General features: G+C 39.3%; 22 protein-coding genes. 3 read left to right on the top strand and 19 right to left on the bottom strand.

The features are described from left to right. Positions 1-172 precede the first annotated feature (172 nt). Positions 173-523, top strand: a complete 351-nt coding sequence (locus WSC_RS0105400) for a hypothetical protein (RefSeq protein WP_016954894.1) — start codon at positions 173-175, stop codon at positions 521-523. Between the two features lie 68 nt (positions 524-591). Here the strand turns inward: WSC_RS0105400 and WSC_RS21910 are convergent, their stop codons facing one another. The 10 genes from WSC_RS21910 to kduD all read right to left on the bottom strand — a co-directional run bounded on the left by WSC_RS21910 (position 592) and on the right by kduD (position 11,301). Continuing rightward, positions 592-1,548 carry a sugar kinase gene (locus WSC_RS21910; RefSeq protein WP_016954893.1) on the bottom strand — a complete coding sequence of 319 codons (957 nt, stop codon included), beginning with the start codon at positions 1,546-1,548 and terminating at the stop codon, positions 592-594. Between the two features lie 10 nt (positions 1,549-1,558). Next, the gene (locus WSC_RS0105390; RefSeq protein ID WP_016954892.1) at positions 1,559-3,031 is read right to left on the bottom strand and encodes a mannitol dehydrogenase family protein; all 1,473 of its coding nucleotides are present in this window, start codon (positions 3,029-3,031) and stop codon (positions 1,559-1,561) included. Between the two features lie 68 nt (positions 3,032-3,099). Then, complete coding sequence (locus WSC_RS0105385) at positions 3,100-4,167, bottom strand: pectinesterase family protein (protein WP_237716288.1); 1,068 nt, start codon at positions 4,165-4,167, stop codon at positions 3,100-3,102. A gap of 83 nt (positions 4,168-4,250) precedes the next feature. Further along, positions 4,251-5,015, bottom strand: coding sequence for a rhamnogalacturonan acetylesterase (locus WSC_RS0105380; RefSeq protein WP_016954890.1), 765 nt, complete (start codon positions 5,013-5,015; stop codon positions 4,251-4,253). A gap of 115 nt (positions 5,016-5,130) precedes the next feature. After that, the gene (locus WSC_RS0105375) at positions 5,131-6,585 is read right to left on the bottom strand and encodes a glycoside hydrolase family 28 protein (protein ID WP_016954889.1); all 1,455 of its coding nucleotides are present in this window, start codon (positions 6,583-6,585) and stop codon (positions 5,131-5,133) included. A 242-nt stretch (positions 6,586-6,827) separates the two neighbouring features. Further along, the gene (locus tag WSC_RS0105370; RefSeq protein ID WP_026016685.1) at positions 6,828-8,126 is read right to left on the bottom strand and encodes a TRAP transporter large permease; all 1,299 of its coding nucleotides are present in this window, start codon (positions 8,124-8,126) and stop codon (positions 6,828-6,830) included. A 2-nt stretch (positions 8,127-8,128) separates the two neighbouring features. Further along, positions 8,129-8,620 (bottom strand): TRAP transporter small permease, encoded by a 492-nt coding sequence (locus WSC_RS0105365; RefSeq protein WP_016954887.1) that lies wholly within the window; start codon positions 8,618-8,620, stop codon positions 8,129-8,131. Beyond that, complete coding sequence (locus WSC_RS0105360) at positions 8,617-9,657, bottom strand: TRAP transporter substrate-binding protein (protein WP_016954886.1); 1,041 nt, start codon at positions 9,655-9,657, stop codon at positions 8,617-8,619. Before WSC_RS0105360 ends, WSC_RS0105365 begins: the two co-directional genes overlap by 4 nt. Positions 9,658-9,666: 9 nt before the next feature. Continuing rightward, a complete protein-coding gene (gene kduI, locus WSC_RS0105355; protein WP_016954885.1) occupies positions 9,667-10,509 on the bottom strand; it encodes a 5-dehydro-4-deoxy-D-glucuronate isomerase in 843 nt (280 codons plus the stop codon). Positions 10,510-10,527: 18 nt separating this feature from the next. After that, the gene (kduD, locus tag WSC_RS0105350) at positions 10,528-11,301 is read right to left on the bottom strand and encodes a 2-dehydro-3-deoxy-D-gluconate 5-dehydrogenase KduD (RefSeq protein ID WP_016954884.1); all 774 of its coding nucleotides are present in this window, start codon (positions 11,299-11,301) and stop codon (positions 10,528-10,530) included. 320 nt (positions 11,302-11,621) lie between these two features. On the opposite strand from kduD, the gene WSC_RS0105345 reads away from it, so the two are divergent. Beyond that, positions 11,622-14,096: a glycoside hydrolase family 88 protein gene (locus WSC_RS0105345; RefSeq protein ID WP_016954883.1), complete on the top strand. Its 2,475-nt coding sequence runs from the start codon at positions 11,622-11,624 to the stop codon at positions 14,094-14,096. A gap of 100 nt (positions 14,097-14,196) precedes the next feature. Here WSC_RS0105345 and WSC_RS0105340 read toward each other — a convergent pair whose 3' ends face one another. From WSC_RS0105340 to WSC_RS0105315, 6 genes are read right to left on the bottom strand one after another with little or no spacing between them, the layout of a single operon-like run. Further along, on the bottom strand, positions 14,197-14,496 hold the full coding sequence (locus WSC_RS0105340; RefSeq protein WP_016954882.1) for a DUF1244 domain-containing protein: 300 nt from the start codon (positions 14,494-14,496) through the stop codon (positions 14,197-14,199). Between the two features lie 3 nt (positions 14,497-14,499). Then, a complete protein-coding gene (kdsB, locus tag WSC_RS0105335) occupies positions 14,500-15,288 on the bottom strand; it encodes a 3-deoxy-manno-octulosonate cytidylyltransferase (protein WP_016954881.1) in 789 nt (262 codons plus the stop codon). Then, a complete protein-coding gene (locus WSC_RS0105330) occupies positions 15,285-15,473 on the bottom strand; it encodes a Trm112 family protein (RefSeq protein ID WP_016954880.1) in 189 nt (62 codons plus the stop codon). The genes kdsB and WSC_RS0105330 overlap by 4 nt, the downstream gene beginning before the upstream one ends. Next, complete coding sequence (gene lpxK, locus WSC_RS0105325) at positions 15,463-16,458, bottom strand: tetraacyldisaccharide 4'-kinase (protein WP_016954879.1); 996 nt, start codon at positions 16,456-16,458, stop codon at positions 15,463-15,465. The genes WSC_RS0105330 and lpxK overlap by 11 nt, the downstream gene beginning before the upstream one ends. Next, positions 16,455-18,209 carry a lipid A export permease/ATP-binding protein MsbA gene (gene msbA / locus WSC_RS0105320; protein WP_016954878.1) on the bottom strand — a complete coding sequence of 585 codons (1,755 nt, stop codon included), beginning with the start codon at positions 18,207-18,209 and terminating at the stop codon, positions 16,455-16,457. The genes lpxK and msbA overlap by 4 nt, the downstream gene beginning before the upstream one ends. 45 nt (positions 18,210-18,254) lie before the next feature. Beyond that, complete coding sequence (locus tag WSC_RS0105315) at positions 18,255-20,582, bottom strand: DNA internalization-related competence protein ComEC/Rec2 (protein ID WP_016954877.1); 2,328 nt, start codon at positions 20,580-20,582, stop codon at positions 18,255-18,257. A 35-nt stretch (positions 20,583-20,617) separates the two neighbouring features. On the opposite strand from WSC_RS0105315, the gene WSC_RS0105310 reads away from it, so the two are divergent. Beyond that, the gene (locus WSC_RS0105310; protein ID WP_026016684.1) at positions 20,618-21,148 is read left to right on the top strand and encodes a DUF2062 domain-containing protein; all 531 of its coding nucleotides are present in this window, start codon (positions 20,618-20,620) and stop codon (positions 21,146-21,148) included. Between the two features lie 72 nt (positions 21,149-21,220). Here WSC_RS0105310 and WSC_RS0105305 read toward each other — a convergent pair whose 3' ends face one another. The 3 genes from WSC_RS0105305 to WSC_RS0105295 all read right to left on the bottom strand — a co-directional run bounded on the left by WSC_RS0105305 (position 21,221) and on the right by WSC_RS0105295 (position 23,189). Further along, a complete protein-coding gene (locus WSC_RS0105305) occupies positions 21,221-21,691 on the bottom strand; it encodes a Dps family protein (protein ID WP_026016683.1) in 471 nt (156 codons plus the stop codon). Positions 21,692-21,814: 123 nt separating this feature from the next. Continuing rightward, positions 21,815-22,729 carry a site-specific tyrosine recombinase XerD gene (xerD, locus tag WSC_RS0105300; protein WP_016954874.1) on the bottom strand — a complete coding sequence of 305 codons (915 nt, stop codon included), beginning with the start codon at positions 22,727-22,729 and terminating at the stop codon, positions 21,815-21,817. Beyond that, positions 22,707-23,189, bottom strand: coding sequence for a methylated-DNA--[protein]-cysteine S-methyltransferase (locus WSC_RS0105295; RefSeq protein ID WP_016954873.1), 483 nt, complete (start codon positions 23,187-23,189; stop codon positions 22,707-22,709). Before WSC_RS0105295 ends, xerD begins: the two co-directional genes overlap by 23 nt. Positions 23,190-23,194 lie beyond the last annotated feature (5 nt).

Genomic DNA, 23,194 nt, shown 5'->3' with positions numbered 1-23,194 from the left:
CCCAGATGAGTTATGAATAAACTTTATTAAATGACAAGGTATTAGCTAATTTCTCATCCAGAGTTCTGGTTAAAATAATTTTAACATTTGATAAAACTATGATATATAACAATTTGTATATTTCGCAGTTCTGGTATTACTCAACCATTTGTTATCGCGAGGTGATGTTGTTATGCAGTTGCAGTGTCCTAGTTGCCAACAACAAATAAATGAAACAAAAACCTACGACCTAGACAGAAATAACATACGGCAGAGAATTTTATGCCCCCATTGCCAAATGGGCTTAAAGGTTATTCTTTCCGGTAAGTCGAATAAGCGGTTGACGACTAAAAGCCTTACCCTGAGTATAGTAGTCAGTGTAATCTTACAGGCTATTAGTGTGTTGTTAGATATAGCTTGGCTGGCGATCACCTCGCATGTAGTCCTCATCGCAGTACCCATGCTGCTTTTATTAATAGATACTGTGAATAAACGCAAGGCGCGTATTGAACTAAAACAAGAAAGAATTACCCACAAAGTATAAAACGAAGGCGACTAAAGAGAGACAATATAGGGTTTACATCATCCCTATATTGTATTATTTGCAACAAGCTAACTATTGACAGACTGAGTGTTTAAATAAAAACTTTTCAATGCCTGATTGGGTATAATGGCACCTTTATGCTGAATCACTTCAGCTGCAACCTGTGCGGCAAAGTCTATTGCTTCAATGACTGAATCCCCACGAATTCTCGCCATAATGTAAGCGCCATTAAACGAATCTCCAGCCGAAGTTGTGTCTACAACAGTTTCAACCGGAGTAATGGTAAACTCTGTTAGTTCTTGACCACATTTAGCCACAACACTTTGGCTGCCATTTTTGATAATGACTTCACGACAAGCAAACTGCTCAAATAACGCCAAAACATCTTTACTGGTGTAACAGGCAAATACTTCACGTAAATCGTCCATTCCCGGCAATACGATATCAGAACATTTAAACGCTCGAATAAAAGCCTCTTTAGCTTCTTGTTTGTTGTGCCATAACACTGGACGATAGTTAGGATCAAAAACAACAGTCACACCACTTTCTTTAAGTTTATGTAACAGCTCAAAGAAATTGTCGCGACTTTGTTCAGTAATTACCGCTAAGCTAATGCCTGAAAAGAAAAATATATCTGATTGAAGCAAGTTATTTAAACTATGTTGCATCGCCAGTGGCTGCATAATTTGCCTAGCGGCTGAGTTACTACGCCAGTAACTAAAGCTACGCTCACCAAATTCATCCGTTGAGATCATATATAACCCACAGCTGTAACCTGACAAACGATACAAATGCTCTATACCGAGTAATTCATCCCAACAAAAATCTATAATCTTTTGGCTAGCTTGATCTTGACCAACTGCAGATACGTAATCAACTTGGCAATTAACGTCGGCCAAACCAGCCAAACGTTTTAAATAAACAGCCATGTTTAATGTATCTCCTGCAACCCCTAATTTGTAGCGCCCTGATAATTCGGGCGCCATTTCGATCATTGCTTCACCAAAACATAAAACTCGCTTCATAGCTATTCCTTTACATTGGCAATGCAGCTCGGATATCAGTTCTGTGCTGCAAAATTACTTTGTAAGCTTCCGTGACTTTGTTGATAACTTCAGAGTTACTACGTACAGCTTCTGGCAACAAACCTTCCGCTGTCATAAACGTTTTAACGTCTTGAGCAATATCTCCAGTAAAATTTGAAATAATTTGGTGTAATTGTGCCGCTTTTGGATCGTTAATGGTTTGCTCGGTTTCAACTTTATTGACCAAGAACAATAACCAAGCGGCAACCACGTAGTACAACTTATTATTGTTGCTACGACCGGCTTTGAGGTTATCTAATATTGGTTGTAATGTACGAACAGGAATTTTAATTGTGCCGTCACAAGCTATTTGTTCTAACAAGTGACAAATTTTTGGATTTTCAAAACGACGCACAATTTGCGCTGCATATTCATGCAGATCAAGCCCAACTGGCGCTTCAATAGTTGGAATAACTTCTTGTGCTGCGATTGACTGTAAAAACGCTTTTAAGCGGCTGTCAGAAACGGCTTCAAAAACACTCTTGTAACCTAACAAAGGTCCCATATAGGCAAGAATAGAATGCAAGCCATTCAAAATTCTTAACTTAGTATTCTCAAATGCTTCTACATCATTGGTAAAGATAACTCCAACTTTTTCCCACGCTGGGCGCTCAGCAGGTAAAGTATCTTCAATAACCCACTGATGGAAAGCTTCACGGTTAACCGGCGCTAAATCTTCTAATCCCAGGTCATCTTTAACCAATTGCACAGTTTTATCTTCAGTGTGCGGAGTAATACAGTCCACCATAGTATTTGGGAACTGAACATTTTGCTCAATCCACTCTGCTAACTCTGCATTAGCCGCTTTGGCAAATTGCACCACTGCAGTTTTAAGTTTTTCACCATTGCCAGGTAAGTTATCACAAGCAACTACGTGAAACGGTTTAGTACCAGCGGCGTGACGCTGTGCCAAACCATAAGCCAACATGCCAACTACAGTGGTAGGAGCTGACGGATTGGCTAAATCAGCTTTTATAGCATCTAATTCGGTATCTAAATCACCAGCTGAATTTAAGCAATAACCTTTTTCAGTTACAGTTAAAGATACCAGCTTAGTGTCAGCAGAAGTCAAACGCGCTAACACTTGGTCAAGTTGATTTTTAGCAACCAACACCTCTTTAACTGCGCTAACAATTTGGTAATCAGTATCTTTATCATTCATAACAACAGTGAACAAATTATCTTGTCCTGAAAGTTGCTGTTGCAGCGTTTCATTTCGCATTGATACAGCGCAGATGGCCCAATCACCACCACACTCGTTCATCGCGCGCTCAGTGAATAATGCTTGATGTGAACGATGGAACGCGCCTAAACCTAAGTGCACAATGCCAATCTTAGTTGCACTACGTGAATAGCGAGCAACTTGAACATTAGCAGGTAATGAATCAAGTTTAGCGGCAAGGTTCTGTTCATTTAATCTCATAAACACATCTCTCTATAAAAATTGCATATCTGTTACAAGAAATACCACCGGTGGCATTTCTTGATAAATTAATCCAACCAGCCACTCAAAACAGCTGATTTACTATAAAATTGTTCAAATTCGAAATCAGTTAACTGACGTCTAATTTCAGGTGTGATTTCTCTGTCATACTCTGCACCTGTACCTGTATTTTGGTATTCAAAAAAACGGGCTGTTTCTGGGGGAAATTGTGTTTTTTTACCACCGTCTTTAGCTGTACCACCCATTGAGCTCCACCCTTCAGTTGCAATATGAGCGCCCATTGAAGTTCGCATAAATACAGCATTACCCACTGCATACGGGTTAGCATATCGTCCATCAGAAAAGGTCGTCGTTGGATGCCAAGGCCGACCAAGCGGCACAGACCCATCAGTAACCCCCTCTTCACTGGTCAATTTACAGTTGTAAAAAATAAAACCATAAGGTGTTTGAATTCTGGTACTCGGCGCTGTGATATAACCAGTGTATTTTACATCTTTATAGCGACGACGGCTTTGAATTTCGCTGTTTTCAAACCATACTGTACCTGCACCGAATATAAAATCGACATGACCACTTATTTTCGAGTCAATAAATGCGCTACGGCCGCTGTCGGCATATAGCGTATCTTGATAACCTAATAAAGACACATTAATAAATAAACTTTTGTCTGCGTTACCTGATATTTGCAGTGCAACTGCTTGTTCACCATTTACTTTACTAGAGTCTGTTTTATCCAATTTTTCATTAGCTGGATAATCAAAACTATTGGCTATGGTAATGTTTTTCGCTGTGAAGTTTGCCTCGGTCACACGAAAGGTCGCTGTGCCAAACGTGCCAATTTTTTTACCTTTTTCTGGATCAATAAATCCAGCGTACAAACCATATTCAATAACTGTGTTGTCACGATCTCTACCAATTAAACTAATATTTTGTTTATTGATTTCAACCCTTTGTTGATACACACCAGGTTCAATATAAATAGTTGCACCATGGGTTGGCGCAAAGTTGACGGCCTGCTGGATTTCAGTAAAAGCGTATTTCCCATCATCAACCAGTTTATTCTTTTCAGACTCGTTGCTCACAACATATAACTCGGTTAATTCATTATTATTCACTTGGCTAGCTGTAATCTTATTGCTACACGCGGTAAGAACAATACAAGCACAAGCAATAACGCTTGTTAACAAAGGCATTTTCATTAGAACAACTCCGGAGCTAATTGCTTAAGATCATCTACAAATAAACCGACAACTTGATCAGCGCCCCACTCAGATAAATGCGTACCATCGGAAACGCCTTTCGGATACGAAGGGTATTCACCTGGCTGATAAAACAAGAATAATTCTTTTGCCTTTACCGGTCCGAGTTTATTCAATAACTCAGTTGTTTTCACAGTTAAATCTATCAAAGGTACTTCAAGTTCTGTAGCCAACTGACGCATAGCGACTGGATAATCTTTATGTGTATCGACAGCTTGATTATTCTCATCATATTTATAGCGGCTAATAGAAGTTAATAAGATAGGTGTTGCACCCAATTCTCGTGCTTTATTAATGTAATAGCTTAAATAAAATTGGTAGCTTGAAAAAGGTAAGGTATTGCGGTCATTATTTTTTTTCTGATCATTATGACCAAATTGAATTAATAAATAATCACCTGCATTTATTTGTTCCCAAATAGGATAAATGTAACCTTCGTTAATAAAACTTCGAGAGCTTCGGCCTGAAACGGCCAAATTATGCACAGTTACAGAATCAGCTAAATGTTGCTGCAAACGCATCCCCCAGCCTGTACGAGGATATTTATTTGCTTTGTAAAAGCTGGCGGTTGAATCACCGATAATAAATACTTGGGTCTGTTGTGTTTCCTGTGCGTGTAGTACCTGTGTTAACAACAGAAATACACAGCCAATTAAAACCTTTGGGAACAATACATTTAAGTTTACTTTGTTTATTAACTGCACCAGGCAACTCCCATCAAATTGTATAAACTAGGTCAAAAAAGCAGTGCGCTAGCCGCTTGCGCAGCTAGGCACACTGTACAACACACACATGGAACGACAAAAACGAGTAAGCCAATTAAATAGTAAATGGTTTGCCATTCACCATAATATTTGACTGGATTAAACCTTTAACATTTTCAATTACACTGTCATTAGTCACTTCTTTGATATCAATGTTAGTTAAACTAATGCCAGAAATTGGTGTATGTGGATAACCTCTAACAACAAACGCGCGTTTTGCTTTTTCAACTTTTAGGTTATCAATATGAATATCTTTTAGTACTGGAATAAAGTTACCAGCGTCACCTTCTTCATAGTAGAAGTTAACCACAACCGCGTCTTTAACATGGCCTATTTCAATATTGCGATAGTTTAAGTTTTCTAACAAACCACCACGGATTGAATTGGTTTTAATACGAATACCACGCGCAAGATCTGGACTGCTCATTTGGCAGTTTTGTGCATATAAATTACGTACACCACCAGAAATTTCGCTACCAATTACCACACCGCCATGACCCGCTTTCATCTGACAGTTTTCAATAACGATATTTTGACATGGCATAGCAACACGACGACCATCAGCATTACGACCTGATTTGATTGCGATACAGTCATCACCTGTGTCGAAGATACAATCTTCAATTAACACATAGTTACAAGATTCAGGATCACAACCATCAGAGTTAGGCCCATAGCTGTCACAATGTACTTTACGTATAGTCACACTGGTACATAACACAGGGTTCAATAACCAGAATGGAGAATTACGAACAGTAACACCTTCGATTAATACGTTTTCACACAAATACGGTTGAATGAAAGGTGGACGTAAGTAGTTATTTTCAAAGACACGCTGTTCAACTGGCACATTATCTTCTGCCATTTTTTGTACCGCATCACGCGTGTGTTTTTGATTTTCTACGTCACTGATTTCCCAATCAGACTTTTTCCATTTACCTTTCCAAGGCCACCAAGTGTCGTTGCTACCACCACCTTCTAAGATACCTTCACCGGTAATCGCGACATTTTTCTTTTTGAACGCATAGATTAAAGGAGAATAACCTATTAGCTCTGTACCTTCCCAACGGGTAAACACATATGGTTTGTACAATTCAGGTTCAGGGATAAAAGCAAGGGTTGCACCTTTGCTAACATGTAAATTGATGTTTGACTCTAAGTGCACTGGACCAGTTCTAAAAGTACCTGCAGGTACAACAACACGACCACCACCAGCTTTACTGGCAGCTTCAATGGTTTTAGCGATTGCCGCTGTATTGACAAAATTAGCATCTGCTTTTGCGCCAAAATCAGTAATTACAAAGTCTTGATTTGGAATAACTGGCAAATTAATTTTGCCTTTAATACGCTTAACTTCGCGAGTCCACTTATCTGCTTGCTCCGAACCACTAACAGGAACCATATCGGCGACTTGGCTACAACCAGTCAGACTAGAACCAGCAAAAGTCATAGCGCCCGCTGAAGCTATGCCCATAGCTTTTAATGTTTTACGTTTACTAAAGTCCGTCATATTCACCCCAGTTTTTATTAGTTACTTGAACAAATTCAAGAATAATTGATGCGTTGCATTTAATTCAAACTATATAGACACTATATGCCACCGGTGGCAATTGGTCAACTTATAGTTAAATATTTATAGACAAAAAGTTAAATTAACTCAAATTGGATTTGTAATAAATTTCAGAATTAAAAAACGCTTGGTTGAACAAATGAATCCAAAACCAAGCGTTTATTTATGTAGAGCAGTATAGATTAAAGTAAACCGAAGAATTTAGGTAACCACTCGCTGATACCTGGAATGTAAGTCACTAACATCAATACGATAAACATAGCGATATACAAAGGCATAAGTGGCCTAATTATTTTCTCAATGGACGTTTTAGCCACGGCACAACTAACAAAGAGAACCGAGCCAACCGGCGGTGAACATAAACCAATAGATAAGTTAAGCACAATCATAATACCGAAGTGCAACGGCGACATACCTAGCTCAGTTGCAACTGGTAAAAATATTGGAGTAAAAATCAGTACCGCTGGTGTCATATCCATAAATGCACCAACCACAATTAGCGTTAAGTTGATGATTAATAGGATCAAGAATGGATTATTACTCAACTGCAGCAAAAATTCACTTATGGTTTGTGGAATATTTTCATAAGATAAAATCCACGACATCGCAGAAGATGCACCGATTAACAACATTACAATAGCTGTGGTTTCAGCTGATTTAAGTAAAATACCCGGAAGTTGTTTCATCGCAACTTCACGATAGAAGAACACACTCAAAATCAAAGAGTAAATTACCGCGATTGCACCCGCTTCAGTTGCGGTAAACACACCAGCAATAATACCGCCGATAACGATAAAGATAAGTAATAAACTTGGAACAGCCGCTAAAACTTTTTCCGCTACAATTTTCAGTGGCAAACGGTCTTCTGTTGGATAACCTTTAATTTTTGCGTAACCCGCACAAACCAACATTAAGGCTAAAGCAACCATAATACCTGGTAAATAACCAGCTACGAATAATGCAGCAATTGAAACACCGCCACTGGCGATCGCGTAAATAATTAAGATATTACTTGGCGGAATCAACATACCAGTAGTTGCTGCAGCACCAGTTAATGCAGCTGCAAAGTTTTTATCATAACCCTTCTTTTCCATTTGTGGGATCATAAAACTACCAATTGCACTGGTTGCTGCAACCGCTGAGCCTGAAATCGCACCAAATAAAGTACAAGACATTACGTTAACTAAAGCTAAGCCACCCGGTAGCATACCAATTAATGCCATAGCACATTCAATTAGCCGCCGAGCAATACCGCCCTGCCCCATAATGAGTCCGGACAATACGAAGAAAGGAATTGCCAATAAAGCAAAACTATTAATACCACCAGCTAAACGCTGTGCAATTGTTGTTGCGGCGGGAATAAAATCTATGCTGTAAAGCATAGTCACTAAGGTAGCTAAACCAATACTGAATGAAATTGGTACATTCAGCGCTAACAAAAAGAAGAATACTGCGAGTAACAATAAACCTGAAAATTCCATCATTATTCCCCTTGCTCACAAACTTGAGTTTGTTTGCAATTGATAATTTTTTCTATTGCAAATAGGCTGATTAATAAACCTGATAAAGGCACAGCAGCATATATGTAACCCATCTGAACCTCTAAAGCGGCTGAGGTTTGTGCCGGATCTAGGGTTAACTTAACCAAGGCAACACCACCGATACACATAACAACAACCGAGAAAGTCAACACACATAAATGTGCAAACAGAGTTGCGATGAATTTACGGCAACCTTGCATTCGGTTGGTTAAAATATCTAACCCTAGATGAGAGTCCTGTTTATATGCGTAAGCCGCACCAAACAAACCTATCCAGATTAATAAAAATCGCGCTAATTCCTCAGTTACAGAACTAGGCGCTTGTAAAATATAACGAGAGATCACTTGCCAACAAACACCCGCAACAATCAAGGCAACCAATGCTGTCAGCAAATATACTAAAACTTTTTCAATACCATCCAATATTGCTTTCATGGTTGTACCTTCGCTTGTTGAATAGAACTTGTGCTATCAAGATTTGATTGCGTTTCTGCAAGCTTTGAAATATCAGCTAAGTAGTCACCAATTAATGTGCCATCAAAGCTCTTATGAAAAGGTTTCACAGCCTGTAAGAAAGGTGTTTTGTCTGGGTAAATAACTTGAACGCCTGCTTTTTCGACTTCAGCTAACGCTTCTAGCTCACCCGCTAACCAGAGTTGTTTTTGCAGTTCAATTGAATCTTCAATCGCTTGTTTCAGCCAGCCTTGCTGTTCTTCGTTTAAGCCATCGTAAATATGCGCACTACCTAAAATTACATCAGGTATAGATGTATGTTCATTTAGCACATAGTACTTACAAATTTCATAGTGACGTGACAAGTAAAAAGACGGCGGATTGTTTTCTGCGCCATCAACAACACCTTGTTGTAAAGCTGCATACAGTTCACCAAATGAAATAGGTGTTGCAGCACCACCAAATGCGTCAATCATCTTAACCGCCATTTGGCTTTCCATTACACGTATTTTCTGGCCAGATAAGTCTTTTGGTTGCTCAACTTTGGTTTTGGTCATGTAAAAACTACGGCTACCTGAATCGTAATAACCCAAACCTACAAAACGTGCTTTACGGGTTGAATCTAACAATTGTTGCCCAACAGGACCTTGTAATACATTCCATCTGTGTTCACGACTTTGGAATAAATAAGGCACACTGTAAACTTTCATATCCGGCACAAAACCTTCTATCGCAGCAGCCGATACTTTGGTCATAGCCAAGCTACCAATTTGTAGAAGCTCAACCATTTCCCGCTCTGTACCTAATTGGGCGTTTGGATAAATTTTAATTTCCATAGTGCCATTAGAATATTCACGCAATTTGTCCGCCATGTGCACCATAGCTTTGTGCACACTGTGTTCCATATCTAATGTATGACCCATACGCAGCACGACTACATCATCTTGCTGTTTACAGCTGGTTGTTAAAAACAACAAGCTGAGCAACAAGGCTGATTTAATTATTGAAAAATAACGCATATTGCACCTCTATCGCAGTTCAGACGGACCGTATTTGTCCATGTCATCGTATGCTAGGTTTTCGCCCGCCATGCCCCAAACAAATGCGTAGTTTGAAGTACCGGCACCAGAGTGAATTGACCAAGGTGGTGAAACAACCGCTTGATGATTGTGAACCCAAATATGGCGAGTTTCTTTCGGCTCACCCATAAAGTGACAAACAGCTTGATCTGCAGGTAAGTCGAAGTAGAAATAAGCTTCCATTCGTCTGTCGTGTTGATGAGCTGGCATAGTGTTCCAAACACTACCTACTTGTAGACAAGTAACACCCATTTGTAATTGGCAGGTTTCAACTATACCGTTGATTAATAACTGATGGATTTTGCGCTCGTTACAGGTTTCTTTGCTACCCATATGCAAAATATTCGCATCTTCCATCCCTACTTTTTTGTTTGGGAAAGCTTGATGGGCTGGTGCTGAGTTGATGTAAAACAAAGCAGGTGTATCTGAACTATCACTTTCAAACACAACGTCTTTTGCACCTTTACCTATGTATAAAGCCTCTTTGTTTTCTAGCTTATAGACATTGCCATCAACAGTAATTTGTCCAGTACCGCCTACGTTGATCACACCAACTTCACGGCGATCTAAAAAGTGCTCAGCTTTCAACGCATCTATTGTTTCTAATTTTAATGCTTGAGATTTAGGTACGGCAGAACCAACCATATAACGGTCGTAATGGGTATAAACAAAAACAATTTTGTCTTCTGCCATTATGTTATCGATTAAAAAAGATTCTCTTAGTTTATCTGCTGTAAAAGTTTTTACTTCTTCTCTGCCAATGGCATAACGATTTGTATATTCAGTAGTCATATTTATCTCCAAGCTTAATTAGCGGGCTAACCAGCCGCCATCAACAGCCAAAATATGACCGTTTACATAATCACTCGCGCTCGATGCCAAAAAGACCGCAGCACCACCTAGTTGTTCTGGCTCACCCCACTGACCTGCAGGAATACGCTTTTGAATTTCAGCATTTCGCTCAGCGTTATCTTGCAAAGCTTGAGTGTTATCCGTTCTGAAATAACCTGGCGCAATCGCATTTACTTGCACATTGTGTTGTGCCCACTCGTTGGCCAAAGCTTTAGTTACACCAGCAATACCGTGTTTACTTGCTGTGTAAGCTGGTACTGTAATACCACCCGTATACGAAAGCATTGAAGCGATATTAATAATTTTGCCTTGTTTGCGTTCAATCATTTGTTTACCGATTTTTTGGCTTAACAAAAATGCTGAATTTAAGTTAACGTTAATAACTTTTAACCATTCGTCTTGTGGAAATTCATCTGCTGGGTAACGCGCTATCGTACCGCCATTGTTTACCAATACATCCACTTGGCCTTGCCAAGCAATTGCTGGTTCTGCCATTGCTGTAACTGAATCAGCATCATTTAAATCAGCAGCAACAGAAATAGCCTCTCCACCTAACTGACGAATTTTTTCTACGGTTTGCTCACAGCCATTCACACTTGATGCGCTACACACAACTTTTGCACCCGCTTTTGCCAAAGAAATAGCTATGGCTTGGCCTAAGCCCCTACTTGCGCCGGTTACTAGCGCAGTTTTGCCAGTTAAATCAAACGCTGAAATATCACTGTTGCTCATTTGCACACTCTCCAATCAATTATTACCACCGGTAGCATAAATACCAAAGACACACTAAACTGTTTTAATTACTAATATTAGGTCACTAATTGGTTATTTTCTTTATGCTAACCGTATTTTGTAAACTAGAAGCATCATTTTTGATGTTATCTTTTTTAAATAGATAACACAATGTTAAAATAAAATAAATGCCACCGGTAGCATTTATTGTAAATTAGCACTATAGTATATGCAACCAAGTATCGTATTTACTTGAGAAGCTTTAATTAGCTTCATAAACTCTAACAAAAGATCAATTTGATTAACATTTAGGTGAAACCATGGGAAATAAATTTCGTAACATGTGGTTGTTATCTGCAGTAACTGCAATGTCCACTGGCCTAGTGAGTTGTGGTAATACGCAGAGTTCAGCATCAAACGCGACCACCACTGCAACAGATAATTTAGATTATGTCGCTAAAATGACATTGAGAAATCCATCAAAATTCGCACGAAACGATGAGATTACCTATTTTAGCTTCCCTGCTCTTGGCATCGACTCCAGAGTGCCATTGGCGAAAAATTTAGCTGTTTACAATGAAAATAATCAGTTGGTGCCAAGTCAAGCAATTGACATGGACCAAAATGGCGAAATTGATCATCTAGCTATCTTAAACCAATTTGCCATCGGCCAAAGTCATGAGCTTGTCATCAAAAAAGCCAGTCAACCGGCTAATTTTGTAAAACGTACGCAAGGCGATTTAGCCCATAAAGTAGGCGGCGAATGGAAAGGCTCTAAATATATTGGTGGCGAATTTAAAAACGTGACTAAATTAGTTGTGCCTGAACAATACACAGATCATGGCGAATATATTCGTTATGAAGGTATTGGCATTGAGTCAGATCAAGTTGGCTACCGTATTTATTTAGACTGGCGCAACGGCTTTGATATTTTTGGTAAAACTAAAGATGAAATATCACTGCACAAAGTTGGTTTAGACGGTTACCAAAGCTACCATGAAATGCAAGATTGGGGCATGGACATACTTAAAGTAGGTAAATCTCTAGGTATGGGTGGCTACGGTTATTGGAATGGTAGCGAAGTTGAACGCGTATCTAAAGTTGATAACTGGCAAGCACAAATTGTCGATAATGGTCCAATTTATTCATCTATTCAAATCAATTACAAAGGCTGGCAAGTAAAGGATCAAAAAGTTGACTTAACTGCCAAAATGGCTATGACAGCTGGTAGCCGTCTAGTTAAAGTTGATTTATCGACCACAGAGAAAGTTGATGATCTAGCGATTGGTTTAGTTAAACATAAAGGTACACAATGGATCCAAGGTGAAACTGACATTCAAGGTACTGCATGGGTTTATTTTGCTTCTTATGGCCAACAAAGTTTAAATAATGACAACTTAGGCATGGCATTGTTCATTAAAAAAATGAACATCAAAGAAATCACCCAAGACAAAAACAATTATGTAATTGTTAGCAAAAGTAACAGCAAAGATTTAAGTTATTATTTTGCAGCAGCTTGGGATAAAGAGCCGAACGGTGTTACCTCACTTGCTGATTTTGAAACTTACTTAAAACAAACCAGTGAGCGTTTAACTCGCACCATACGTGTAAATAAAACTACAGCGCTAGCAGCAAAAGAAAATGCTATGCCACTAACCAGTGCAAAAGCATTAGACGTTGCCAAGCGCTTAGCCGATTCAGAGTTGCGTCGTAAAGCGTATGACTATGTAAACGGTGGTTATGACAAAATGCGTCACCGCCCTTCTAAATATACCTATACAACAGGTTTGTTAGCTATGTCGTTTGACGACTTGTACCAAGCGACTTTAGATCCTAGATATCGCCAAGCTGCACAAACTATTGTTGGTTCATTTATCGCTGAAGATGGCAAAATCATTACCTACAAAAAGTCTGATTTTAATATCGATAAAATCAACTCTGGTAAAATGATTTTGCGCTTGTATGAACAAACCGGTGAAGAAAAATATCGTATCGCAGCAGACCATTTGCGTGATCAATTAAAAGATCACCCAAAAACTTCAAATGGTGCCTTCTGGCATAAAAAAATCTACCCACATCAATTATGGTTAGATGGTGTTTACATGGGTATGCCTTTCTTAGCGCAATACTCAGCTTTATTTGAAGATGGTGCATCATTTGATGAAGTTATCCATGAATTTGAAGTAAGCCGCGAATACTTACGTGATCCAAACACAGGTTTGTATTTCCATGGCTGGGACGAGTCTAAATCAATATATTGGGCAAATCCTGAAACAGGCTTATCACAAGAGTTTTGGGCGCGTGGTATGGGCTGGTTAGCTATGGCAAGCGTAGATGTTTTAGACTTTTTACCAGCCGATGATAAAGAAAACCGTAAAAAGTTATTACACATAATCGAAGAGTTTGCCGCTGATTTAGTTAAATTCCAAGATGAAGAATCTGGTACTTGGTATCAAATACCAAACAAACCAAATGAAATTGGTAACTATAAAGAATCATCAGCAACAGCTATGTACACCTATTTCTTAGCTAAAGCAGTTAACAAAGGTTATTTACCGAAAAAATACAAAGCAAACGCAATCAAAGCGTATCAAGGCATGTTAGATGTATTTGTTGAACCACATCCAGACGGAAGCGTGAGTTTAACCAATATGTGTTTTGTTGCTGGTTTAGGTTTTGGTCGTGATGGTAGCTATAACTACTATATGGATGAGCCAGTCTTAGCTGACGATCCAAAAGGGACAGGTCCTTTCATTATGGCAAGTGCGCAAATAGCCACACTATTGGACAAGTAATTTTGCTAAACTGAAATAAACAGTTTCCCTCTAACAAAAAAGCCACTTTAACAATTTAGTTAAAGTGGCTTTTTTATTTAAACTTAGTCGTAAATTTTACTTATTTTTTAGCAGCTTGTTTTGCTTCGAAAGCCGCCATTTGTTCTGGCGTTGCTGGTAGTTGATGTTTGTCTTTCCATTCAGAATAAGGCATACCATAAACAACTTCACGCGCAGCTTCATAATCAACTGATTCACCGAGCTTTTCCGCTTCAGCACTATACCATTTAGCTAAACAGTTACGGCAGAAATTGGCCAAAATCATCAGGTCGATATTTTGCACATCTTTATTATTGTCTAAGTGGGATAATAAACGACGGAAAGTTGCCGCTTCAATTTGATCTTGTTTGGATTTATCCATGGTTTAAGCCTTTTCTTTCTCTTTTTGTTTTTTCTTATTTTTAATGTATTCGAGCGCACGCTCAAGATCTTCAGGCGTATCTATACCTGCAGGTGGCGTTTCAGTAGCAACACCAACATGAATTTTTTCACCATGCCATAACACACGCAATTGCTCTAACGACTCAAGCTCTTCTAGCGGGCTTGCTTCCCAGTTTAAGTACTGGCGAACAAACTCAGCTCTGTAGGCATAAATGCCAATATGGCGGTAATAATGGCGTGCAATATCATCGCTGGTATCAGCTTTTGCAAAACGATCTCGATCGTAAGGTATGGCTGCACGGCTAAAATACAGCGCATAACCATTTTTATCCATCACCACTTTAACCGCATTTGGGTTAAACAATTCTTCTTTGTCTTCAATTGGTACAGCCAAAGTTGCCATATCGGCTTCTGTGTACAAAGCCATGTTATTGGCGACTTGGTCAACAATTGCTGGTGGAATGAAAGGCTCATCACCTTGCACGTTAACTATCACGTCTGTTTCTTTTAAACCCAGTAGCTGAATCACCTCACCAATACGTGCGGTACCAGAATCATGGTTATTACTTGTCATGACCACTTCAGCGCCAAAACTTTGTGCGGCGGCGAATATACGCTCGTCATCGGTCGCAATCACAATTTTATTGGCTTTGGTTTTTTTGCATTGTTTATAAACGCGTTGCAACATGGTTTTACCCGCCATGTCGACTAAAGGTTTACCAGGAAAACGCGTAGAAGCGTATCGAGCAGGAATGACTATGGTATAACTCATGATTGAACCTCATCCAATGTTAGTGCGCGAGCTTCGGGCTCCATCAACACAGGGATATCATTACGTATAGGATAGGCCAATCTGTCAGCTTTGCACCATAATTCAGTTAAATCCTTTTTGTAATGCAAGCCACTTTTACAAATTGGACAAGCAAGGATATCGAGCAATTTTGTATCAAATGCCATAGTTTTTCCGAGTTTGTTTAAGTTTAGCTGTTAATTCTTCAACGAAGTTTTGGTTGGGTTGAATGCCTATTGGTAAATAACACCAATTGTCTTTCGCAAAATTTTGGCATTTAACCGCGTCTTTTTCAGTCATTATCACCGGCTGCTCATTTAAAAAATCAAAATCAGCTGCGTTAAATTTATGATGGTCGAGAAAATGATGATATTCAAGTATTTGTATATTTTCTTGCGCAAGAGAGTCATAAAACCGCTGTGGATTACCAATTGCACATACCGCATGATAAGCGGTATCAATAGAAAAAACTTTATTATTATATTTTGGATTAACCGCTTTTAATCCTTGAGGCTCAACCACAAAATAATCTGTGGTGAAGGGATTAGATACTTGGCCATTGGTAATCACCAAAGCACTACTGTTAAGCCGCCAAGCACCTTCCCGCAAAGGCCCGGCAGGTAACAATAACCCATTACCTAACAGCCTATTGCCATCAAGCAAAATTATTTCAATATCCCGCTGCAGTGCATAATGCTGCAATCCATCGTCTGAAATGATAATGTCGACATCAGCCTGTTGTTCAAGCAATTTGCAACAATCAGCTCGATTTGCCCCTACCACCACAGGCACACCAGTGCGATCGGCAATTAAACATGTTTCATCCCCAACTAATTCAGCACTATCTTCTACTGTTATTAAATGAGCACCCTGCTTTATTTGCCCACCATAGCCACGCGAAATAACCGCTGGTTTTAAACCTTGTTGCTGTAAATATTCAACTAACCAAATTACAAATGGCGTTTTACCTGTGCCACCCACGGTAATATTGCCAACTACGATAACAGGTTTGCTGCTGCGGTAAGACTTCTTTATCCCTAACTTAAATAAACATCGGCGCAGCGCAGACAAGAGCCAAAAAATCAGCGTTAATGGCAAAAGTAAGTAGGTGCCTTTGTGCTGTTTATACCAGCCGCGTTCAATCCAATTCACGCGCCACCAGCAAATTGCAAATCATAAATCTGGCGATAAATACCTTGCTGCTCTAATAAAGTTGTGTGCGTGCCCTGCTCAACAATTTGTCCTTGATTGAGCACTACAATATTGTCGGCTTTTTCAATGGTGGATAATCTATGCGCAACCACAATCACAGTTTTATTAACACTCAACTCATCAATTGCTTGTTGAATTCTGCGTTCAGATTCGGTGTCTAACGCAGAAGTTGCTTCATCTAAAATTAATATGGGGGCGTTGCGCAGGATTGCTCTTGCGATAGTAATTCTTTGTCTTTGCCCACCAGATAAACTCATACCATTTTCGCCAATATGTGTGTCTAACCCTTCGGGTAAATCTTTAACAAAATCTGTTACATAGGCTGCTTCTGCTGCGGCTTCAATTTGTGCTCGGGTGACATCCCCTTCAATACCATATGCAATATTGTTGGCGATGGTATCGTTAAATAAAATAACGTGCTGCGACACCAAAGCAAACTGTGCACGCAAAGATGCCAGCGTGACATCTTTGATTGATTGACCATCAATCAATACTTGCCCTTGTTCAAAATCATAAAAGCGCGTTAATAAGCTGGTAATAGTCGATTTACCACTGCCCGACTTACCAACTAACGCAACGGTTGAGCCAGCGGCTATATCTAAGTTGATATTATTCAATGCAGGTTCATTTTTGCCAGCATAAGTAAAATTAACATCTTTAAGTTGAATATGGCCATTAACACGTTTGAGTTCGGTTTTGCCTTCATCTTTTTCAACTGCTTCATCTAACAAAGCAAACACACTGCCACATGCAGCGATACCCCGTTGAAAATCAGCATTGACTGTCGTTAATAATTTAAGCGGTCGTAACAAGGTCATCATACAAGTTAATACTGTGGTAAAAGTACCTGTGGTTAAGGTGCTTAAAAATTCAGGATCACTGGCAATTAATAACACAGATGCCAAAGCTAAAGATGCAATTACTTGTATCACAGAAACACTAATGGCTTTAGTGCTGACCAACTTCATTTGCTGCTGACGGGTTTGATTATTAATATTGGAAAACTTGTCGGCTTCTAATTGTTGCGCGCCGCTCATAACCACAACTTTATGGCCGTTTAACATTTGTTCAGAAGAGGTAGTGACATTACCCATTGCTTTTTGAATGCGGCGGCTGACAGTGCGAAATCTTTTGCTGACATAACTCACAATCACACCAACAACTGGCCCGATTAACATAAACACTAATGACAGTTGCCAGCTCAAATAAAACATTACCACCAACAAACCTAATACAAATGCACCTTCACGGACTAAGGTCATTAAAGCTTTGCTTGAAGCATTTTGAATTTGTTCAATATCAAAAGTTATTTTTGCGATGAGGTCACCTGTTGAGGTTTGATCGTGAAAACTCACTGGTACTTTCATTAAATGATTGAACACCTCTTGGCGTAAAGCACAAACAACATTAGTGCCAACCCAGCTCAAGCTATAAGTTGCGAGGAAATTAGCAATCCCACGAGCAATAAAAACAATTGGAATGGCCAAGCCCATAGTAAATAACAAATCGTAGTTTTTCTGGGTTAAACCTTCATCGATAAAAGTTTGAATTTGCGAAAAGAAAAAAGCATCTATGCCTGCATACAACAACATGCCGATAATGGCAAAAGTTAATCCGGTACGGTATTGAGTTGTATAAGTTAATAAGCGCCTAAACAAAGCTTTTGATTGTGTGGGAGAAACAGAATGCATATTCAATCATTTAGATAGTCAAGTGCGGCTATTCTAATCGCAGCATTACAAAAGATCATCCCTAAATGCGCTTAATTTGCCAGAGGCCTGCTTAATTGATTGTTTATACCAAGGTAAGCAAATCCCAGCTAACTCGCTTTTAACCTCAATTTCAGCTTCTGGATTAAAATAAAATATGCTTTGGCCATCCACAGCCGAATCAATAACAACTTTAGAATTTCGCTGTAAAACCTCAATAACTTGTGGGTGTGGATGGTTAAAACGGTTAAAGGCACCGCGACTAATCAAGGCATATTCGGCTTTGCTCGCTTGAATGAAGTTTTCCGTGCTTGAAGTTCGACTACCATGATGGGCAATTAACAGCACATCCAAGGGTAACAATTGGCTGAACTGACTTTGTGTTAATAACCAAGATTCAGTTTGCTGTTCAATATCACCGGTTAAACACACTTTATGTTGCAGATCTGAGATACAAACGACACAAGACGCATTGTTTTTATTATCGGCCAAAACATTTTGCCAACTAAACCAAGTTAAATTTAACCAAGTTTGTTGGTTGACTTGCTCACAGCCGACTTTGCCCTGATATATGTGTGCATTTGGCCATATTCTGCCAATTGCTTCTAAACCACCTGCATGGTCTTTGTCGGCATGGCTTACTATGACCTGCTCAAGCGATAAACCACGAGCGATTATAACCGGCTGCACAACAGCTTCGAACAAATTGAAGCCCGAATTAAACCTATCACCAGTGTCGTATAACACAGCGGATGTTCCGTCCTCTAACAATATGGCCAAACCTTGACCAACATCCAACATATGTAAACGCCAGCCTTTGTTATGCTGCTGTAGTTGAAAACTTACAGCAATTGCTAGCGGAATAAGCGCCAGCCCAGCCAACATGAGCTTTCGTCTAACAAATGCCATATATCTTAATAAATACACAAACAAAAATCCGGCTGGGATTAATACAACAAAAATCAGCGATAGTTGGCTTGCGTTTAACGCAACAAAATGGCCTTCAAACCAAGCTAAAGTTTCAAACAACCAAGTTAAATTTTTGTCGGCAAGCCACACCAACGGCAAAGATAAAGCCGGAATTACCAAAAGGCACATCAATGCCAACATTAATAGCGGCAAAATAATAAAAGAGACCCAAGGAATCGCGATTAAGTTAGCCAATAAACTACCAGTGGGAATTAATTGAAAAAACACCACTTGGGTGGGTAACAGTAAAAGACTAATCCCAGTTTGCAGATAAATAATGCGTAAACAAAGATTGTGTTGGTCTAGCGAAAATAGTTGCATACAGCGCCAAACTAACAATACGCAAGCCACGGCGATAAAACTTAACCAAAACGAAATGCTCAGCGGGCTTAAGGGTAGCAGCAGTAATACAACAAACAAAGCAACAACAAAACGTTGATGGCTAGACCAATTTAGCCTGAACAAACTGAGGCTCACCCAAACACTGATAAATATTGCAGCGCGAATTATTGGAATAGATTGCTGACAAAAATATACGAACAACCAAATCATCATCAAGGCGGTCACTTTGGCTAATGTTTGATAAGCAAAATAATGTGAGGTACGCATGGGCAATAAAATCAACAACACTAACCAATAGCACCAGAGAAAAACCAGTCCTATGTGCAGCCCAGAAATTGCCAACAAATGTGCCGTGCCGGTATTTTTCAAAACGTCCCAGTTTTGTTCAATCCAAGACCTGTCGCCAGTTGTCAAAGCCAACATCAAATCGCCAAATTGAAAATCTACAAACAGCTTTTGCAACTGGCTGTGCCATATGTGTTTGAGTGATGGCTGGTCAGATAAAACTTCAACCTGCTGTATATAACCTGTAGCAAAAATATTTTGTCCAAACAGCCATTTTTTAAAATCAAAACCAGCCTGATTATTAAAACTTGTCGCAGGTTTAATTTTAACTTTAAGTTTAACCAACTGATCTAATTGCAGTAACGGTTCAGCGCGATAGTAACTCAAACGTAATTTGCTTGTTGGCAGCCAAAATGCTTGAGAACAAATTTCAGTCTGATAGATACAATTTACAGTCACATTAACTTTTTGTTGGCTTTTGCCGCCAGCTAAGCTTTGTACAGATAATTGGTCAATTTGTGCCTGAATCACTAGGCTTTGGGCTTGATTATTCGCAACAATTGGCGATAAACTTTGCCACTGCATAAATGCTGATACTGAACACAAGCCAATTAGCACAGATGCAATTTTGTAGTAACGCAGTATAATTGCACAACCAATTAGTAGCATTGTCACTAATAATTCATTTACGTTGAATAGAATCGGCAAGTTGTTGGCTAGAATATTCCCAACAATAAAACTTAGCAGGCACGCTTCCATGTGTTAACCCTAATATAAGTGGACTATAACAATTTATGCCAAAGAAATTTATCCAAAGGTATCTGCCAGATCACCATACAATTAAGAATCAAAAATCACTGAAGATTTTTGGTACTCTGTTGCACGATGCAAACCTTTGGCACCTGAATCGAAAGTCTGTTGCAGGTGCATTTGCTGTTGGCTTATTTAATGCTTTTATTCCAGTTCCATTTCAAATGTGGTTATCCGCAGCTGGAGCAATTTTATTTAGAGTAAATTTACCGCTGGCAGTAGGTTTAGTTTGGATAACCAACCCTTTCACCATACCACCGATATTTTTCGGTTGCTACCTACTTGGTACATTTGTTTTGGGCCAAGAAAGCCAAGACTTTAATTTTGAATTAAGTTGGAATTTTTTAGTTGAAAGTATGTCGACTATAGGACCTGCATTAATGACCGGAAGTGCTATTTGTGCAGTCACATTTTCAGTTATCGGCTATTTAACTATGAACGTATTGTGGCGCTCTAATGTTAAGTCTAACTGGCAAAAACGCTTGGAAATGCGTAAACACAAACAAAATAGCTAAACTCACTCCTGATGCAAATTAGGCAAGTAACCAAACCTAGGTCACTTGCCCTACTATTAAATAAACAAGCGATTAAGCGTTCATTGCTCGTAACATCCACGCGGTTTTTTCGTGAATTCGCATTCTATCAGACACCAATGCCGCACTTGACTCATCATTAGCGTCTTGCGCAGTTTTTAATACCTGACGTGCTGTTTTCACAACTTGCTCATGGCTTTTGGTTAATATCTCAACCATAGCGCTGCCAGCTGGAATATCGTCTACTTCTTCAATCGAACTTAACTGTGCAAATGCTTTATATGTGCCTGGCGCATATACACCTAAAGTACGAATACGTTCAGCGATATCATCTACCGCGACAGCTAGTTCAGTGTAATGCTCTTCAAACATTAAATGTAGTTCACGAAATTGTGCGCCTGTTACATTCCAATGAAAATTGTGTGTTTGTAGGTATAAGGTATAAGAGTCGGCTAATAATCTTTTTAGTCCTTCAGCAACTGCAACTCTATCTTGTTCGTTAATACCAATATCAATGCTCATAATAAGTTCTCCAATTTACTTAATTAAATCTTATCCCGCGTTTAGGTTGAGATAATAATGGTATAAATAGACATTGGTCTCAAACCGGAAAAATCAATTGTTGTAATAGATTTTTTTCAATTGGGGTCAACCAGATCTTGGATGGTGGGCTTGATGTAACTGCTGCAATCGTAATTTAGCCACATGGGTATAAATTTGAGTGGTGGATAAATCACTATGGCCTAATAGCGACTGCACAACGCGCAAGTCAGCCCCATGATTAACTAAATGGGTAGCAAAAGCATGGCGTAAAGTATGCGGCGAAATTTCTGTGCTAATACCCACACGTAAACAATAATGTTTAATACGATGCCAAAAGGTTTGCCGAGTCATTTGCACACTGCGGTTACTTAAAAACAATACTTCACTTTGTTGTTTATTCAGTTCGGGACGCGAGTAAGCTAAATACTTGGTAATTAAATCTTGCGCCAACTCGCCCATCGGCACTAAACGTTCTTTATTGCCTTTACCTATTACCCGCACCACTCCAAGCTCAACATTTACTTGTTGAAAGGTTAAACCCACTAGCTCGGTTACCCGCAGGCCTGTTGCATACAATAATTCGAGCATGGCTTTGTCGCGTAACTCAATGGTATCTTCTTCGCTCGGCGCATCTAATAGTGCATTGACGTCTTGTTCAGTAATGGTTTTAGGTAAATAGATAGATAATTTGGGGGGCTTAACAAACTGGCACGGATCGCGCTCAATTAATTTTTCACCAATCAGGTATTTATAAAATTTTTTGATACTACTAAATTTGCGTGCAGCGCTACGCTGTTTGACGCCATTTTCAGTTAAATACACAAGATAAGCTTGCACCAGTTCTTGCGTGACAGCATAAAAATCACATGGCGCATTAGCGCAGTAACTGGCAAATTGAATTAAATCAGACTGGTAAGCTTGGCGAGTATTTTCACTTAAGCCTTTTTCAAATAATAAAAAATGAATAAATCGCTCAATTAAATCTAATTCAGCTTGCTCAGGCTTTTTCGCTTTGCTCATGCTTTAACAACCAACGCTTTACATCAACTTTATGGCCTAAACGCCACTGACCAGAATAACCACCTATGCCGTTAGCGGCAACAATTCTGTGGCAAGGAATTACAATAGGAATAGGATTATTACGACATGCCCCACCAATAGCCCGAGCGCTGGTATTCACCTCTTTGGCTAACTCACCATAAGTTAAACAGGCTCCAAACGGAATGTTTTTTAACGCTTGCCAAACTTTTTCTTGAAACACAGTACCTGAAATTTGCATAGGTAAATCAAACTGATTGGTCTTTTTAGCAAAATATGCAGTTAGCTGGCCAACTATCTCAGCTGTCAGATTATTCGCTCCTATCACCACATAAGGTACACTGTCTGCATGCACATCAATATGGGTTAATGCTTGCTCATTATTCATCACAGCAATTTTGCCAATTGGTGAAGTGATTATCGCCTGCGCAGATGGTCGCATATTAT

The sequence above is a fragment of the Catenovulum agarivorans YM01 genome (assembly GCF_000281085.1).
In the GTDB taxonomy this organism is placed as follows: domain Bacteria; phylum Pseudomonadota; class Gammaproteobacteria; order Enterobacterales; family Alteromonadaceae; genus Catenovulum; species Catenovulum agarivorans.
The sequence above is the reverse complement of the archived record's forward strand: the minus strand, read 5'-3'. Positions and strand labels throughout refer to the sequence as shown.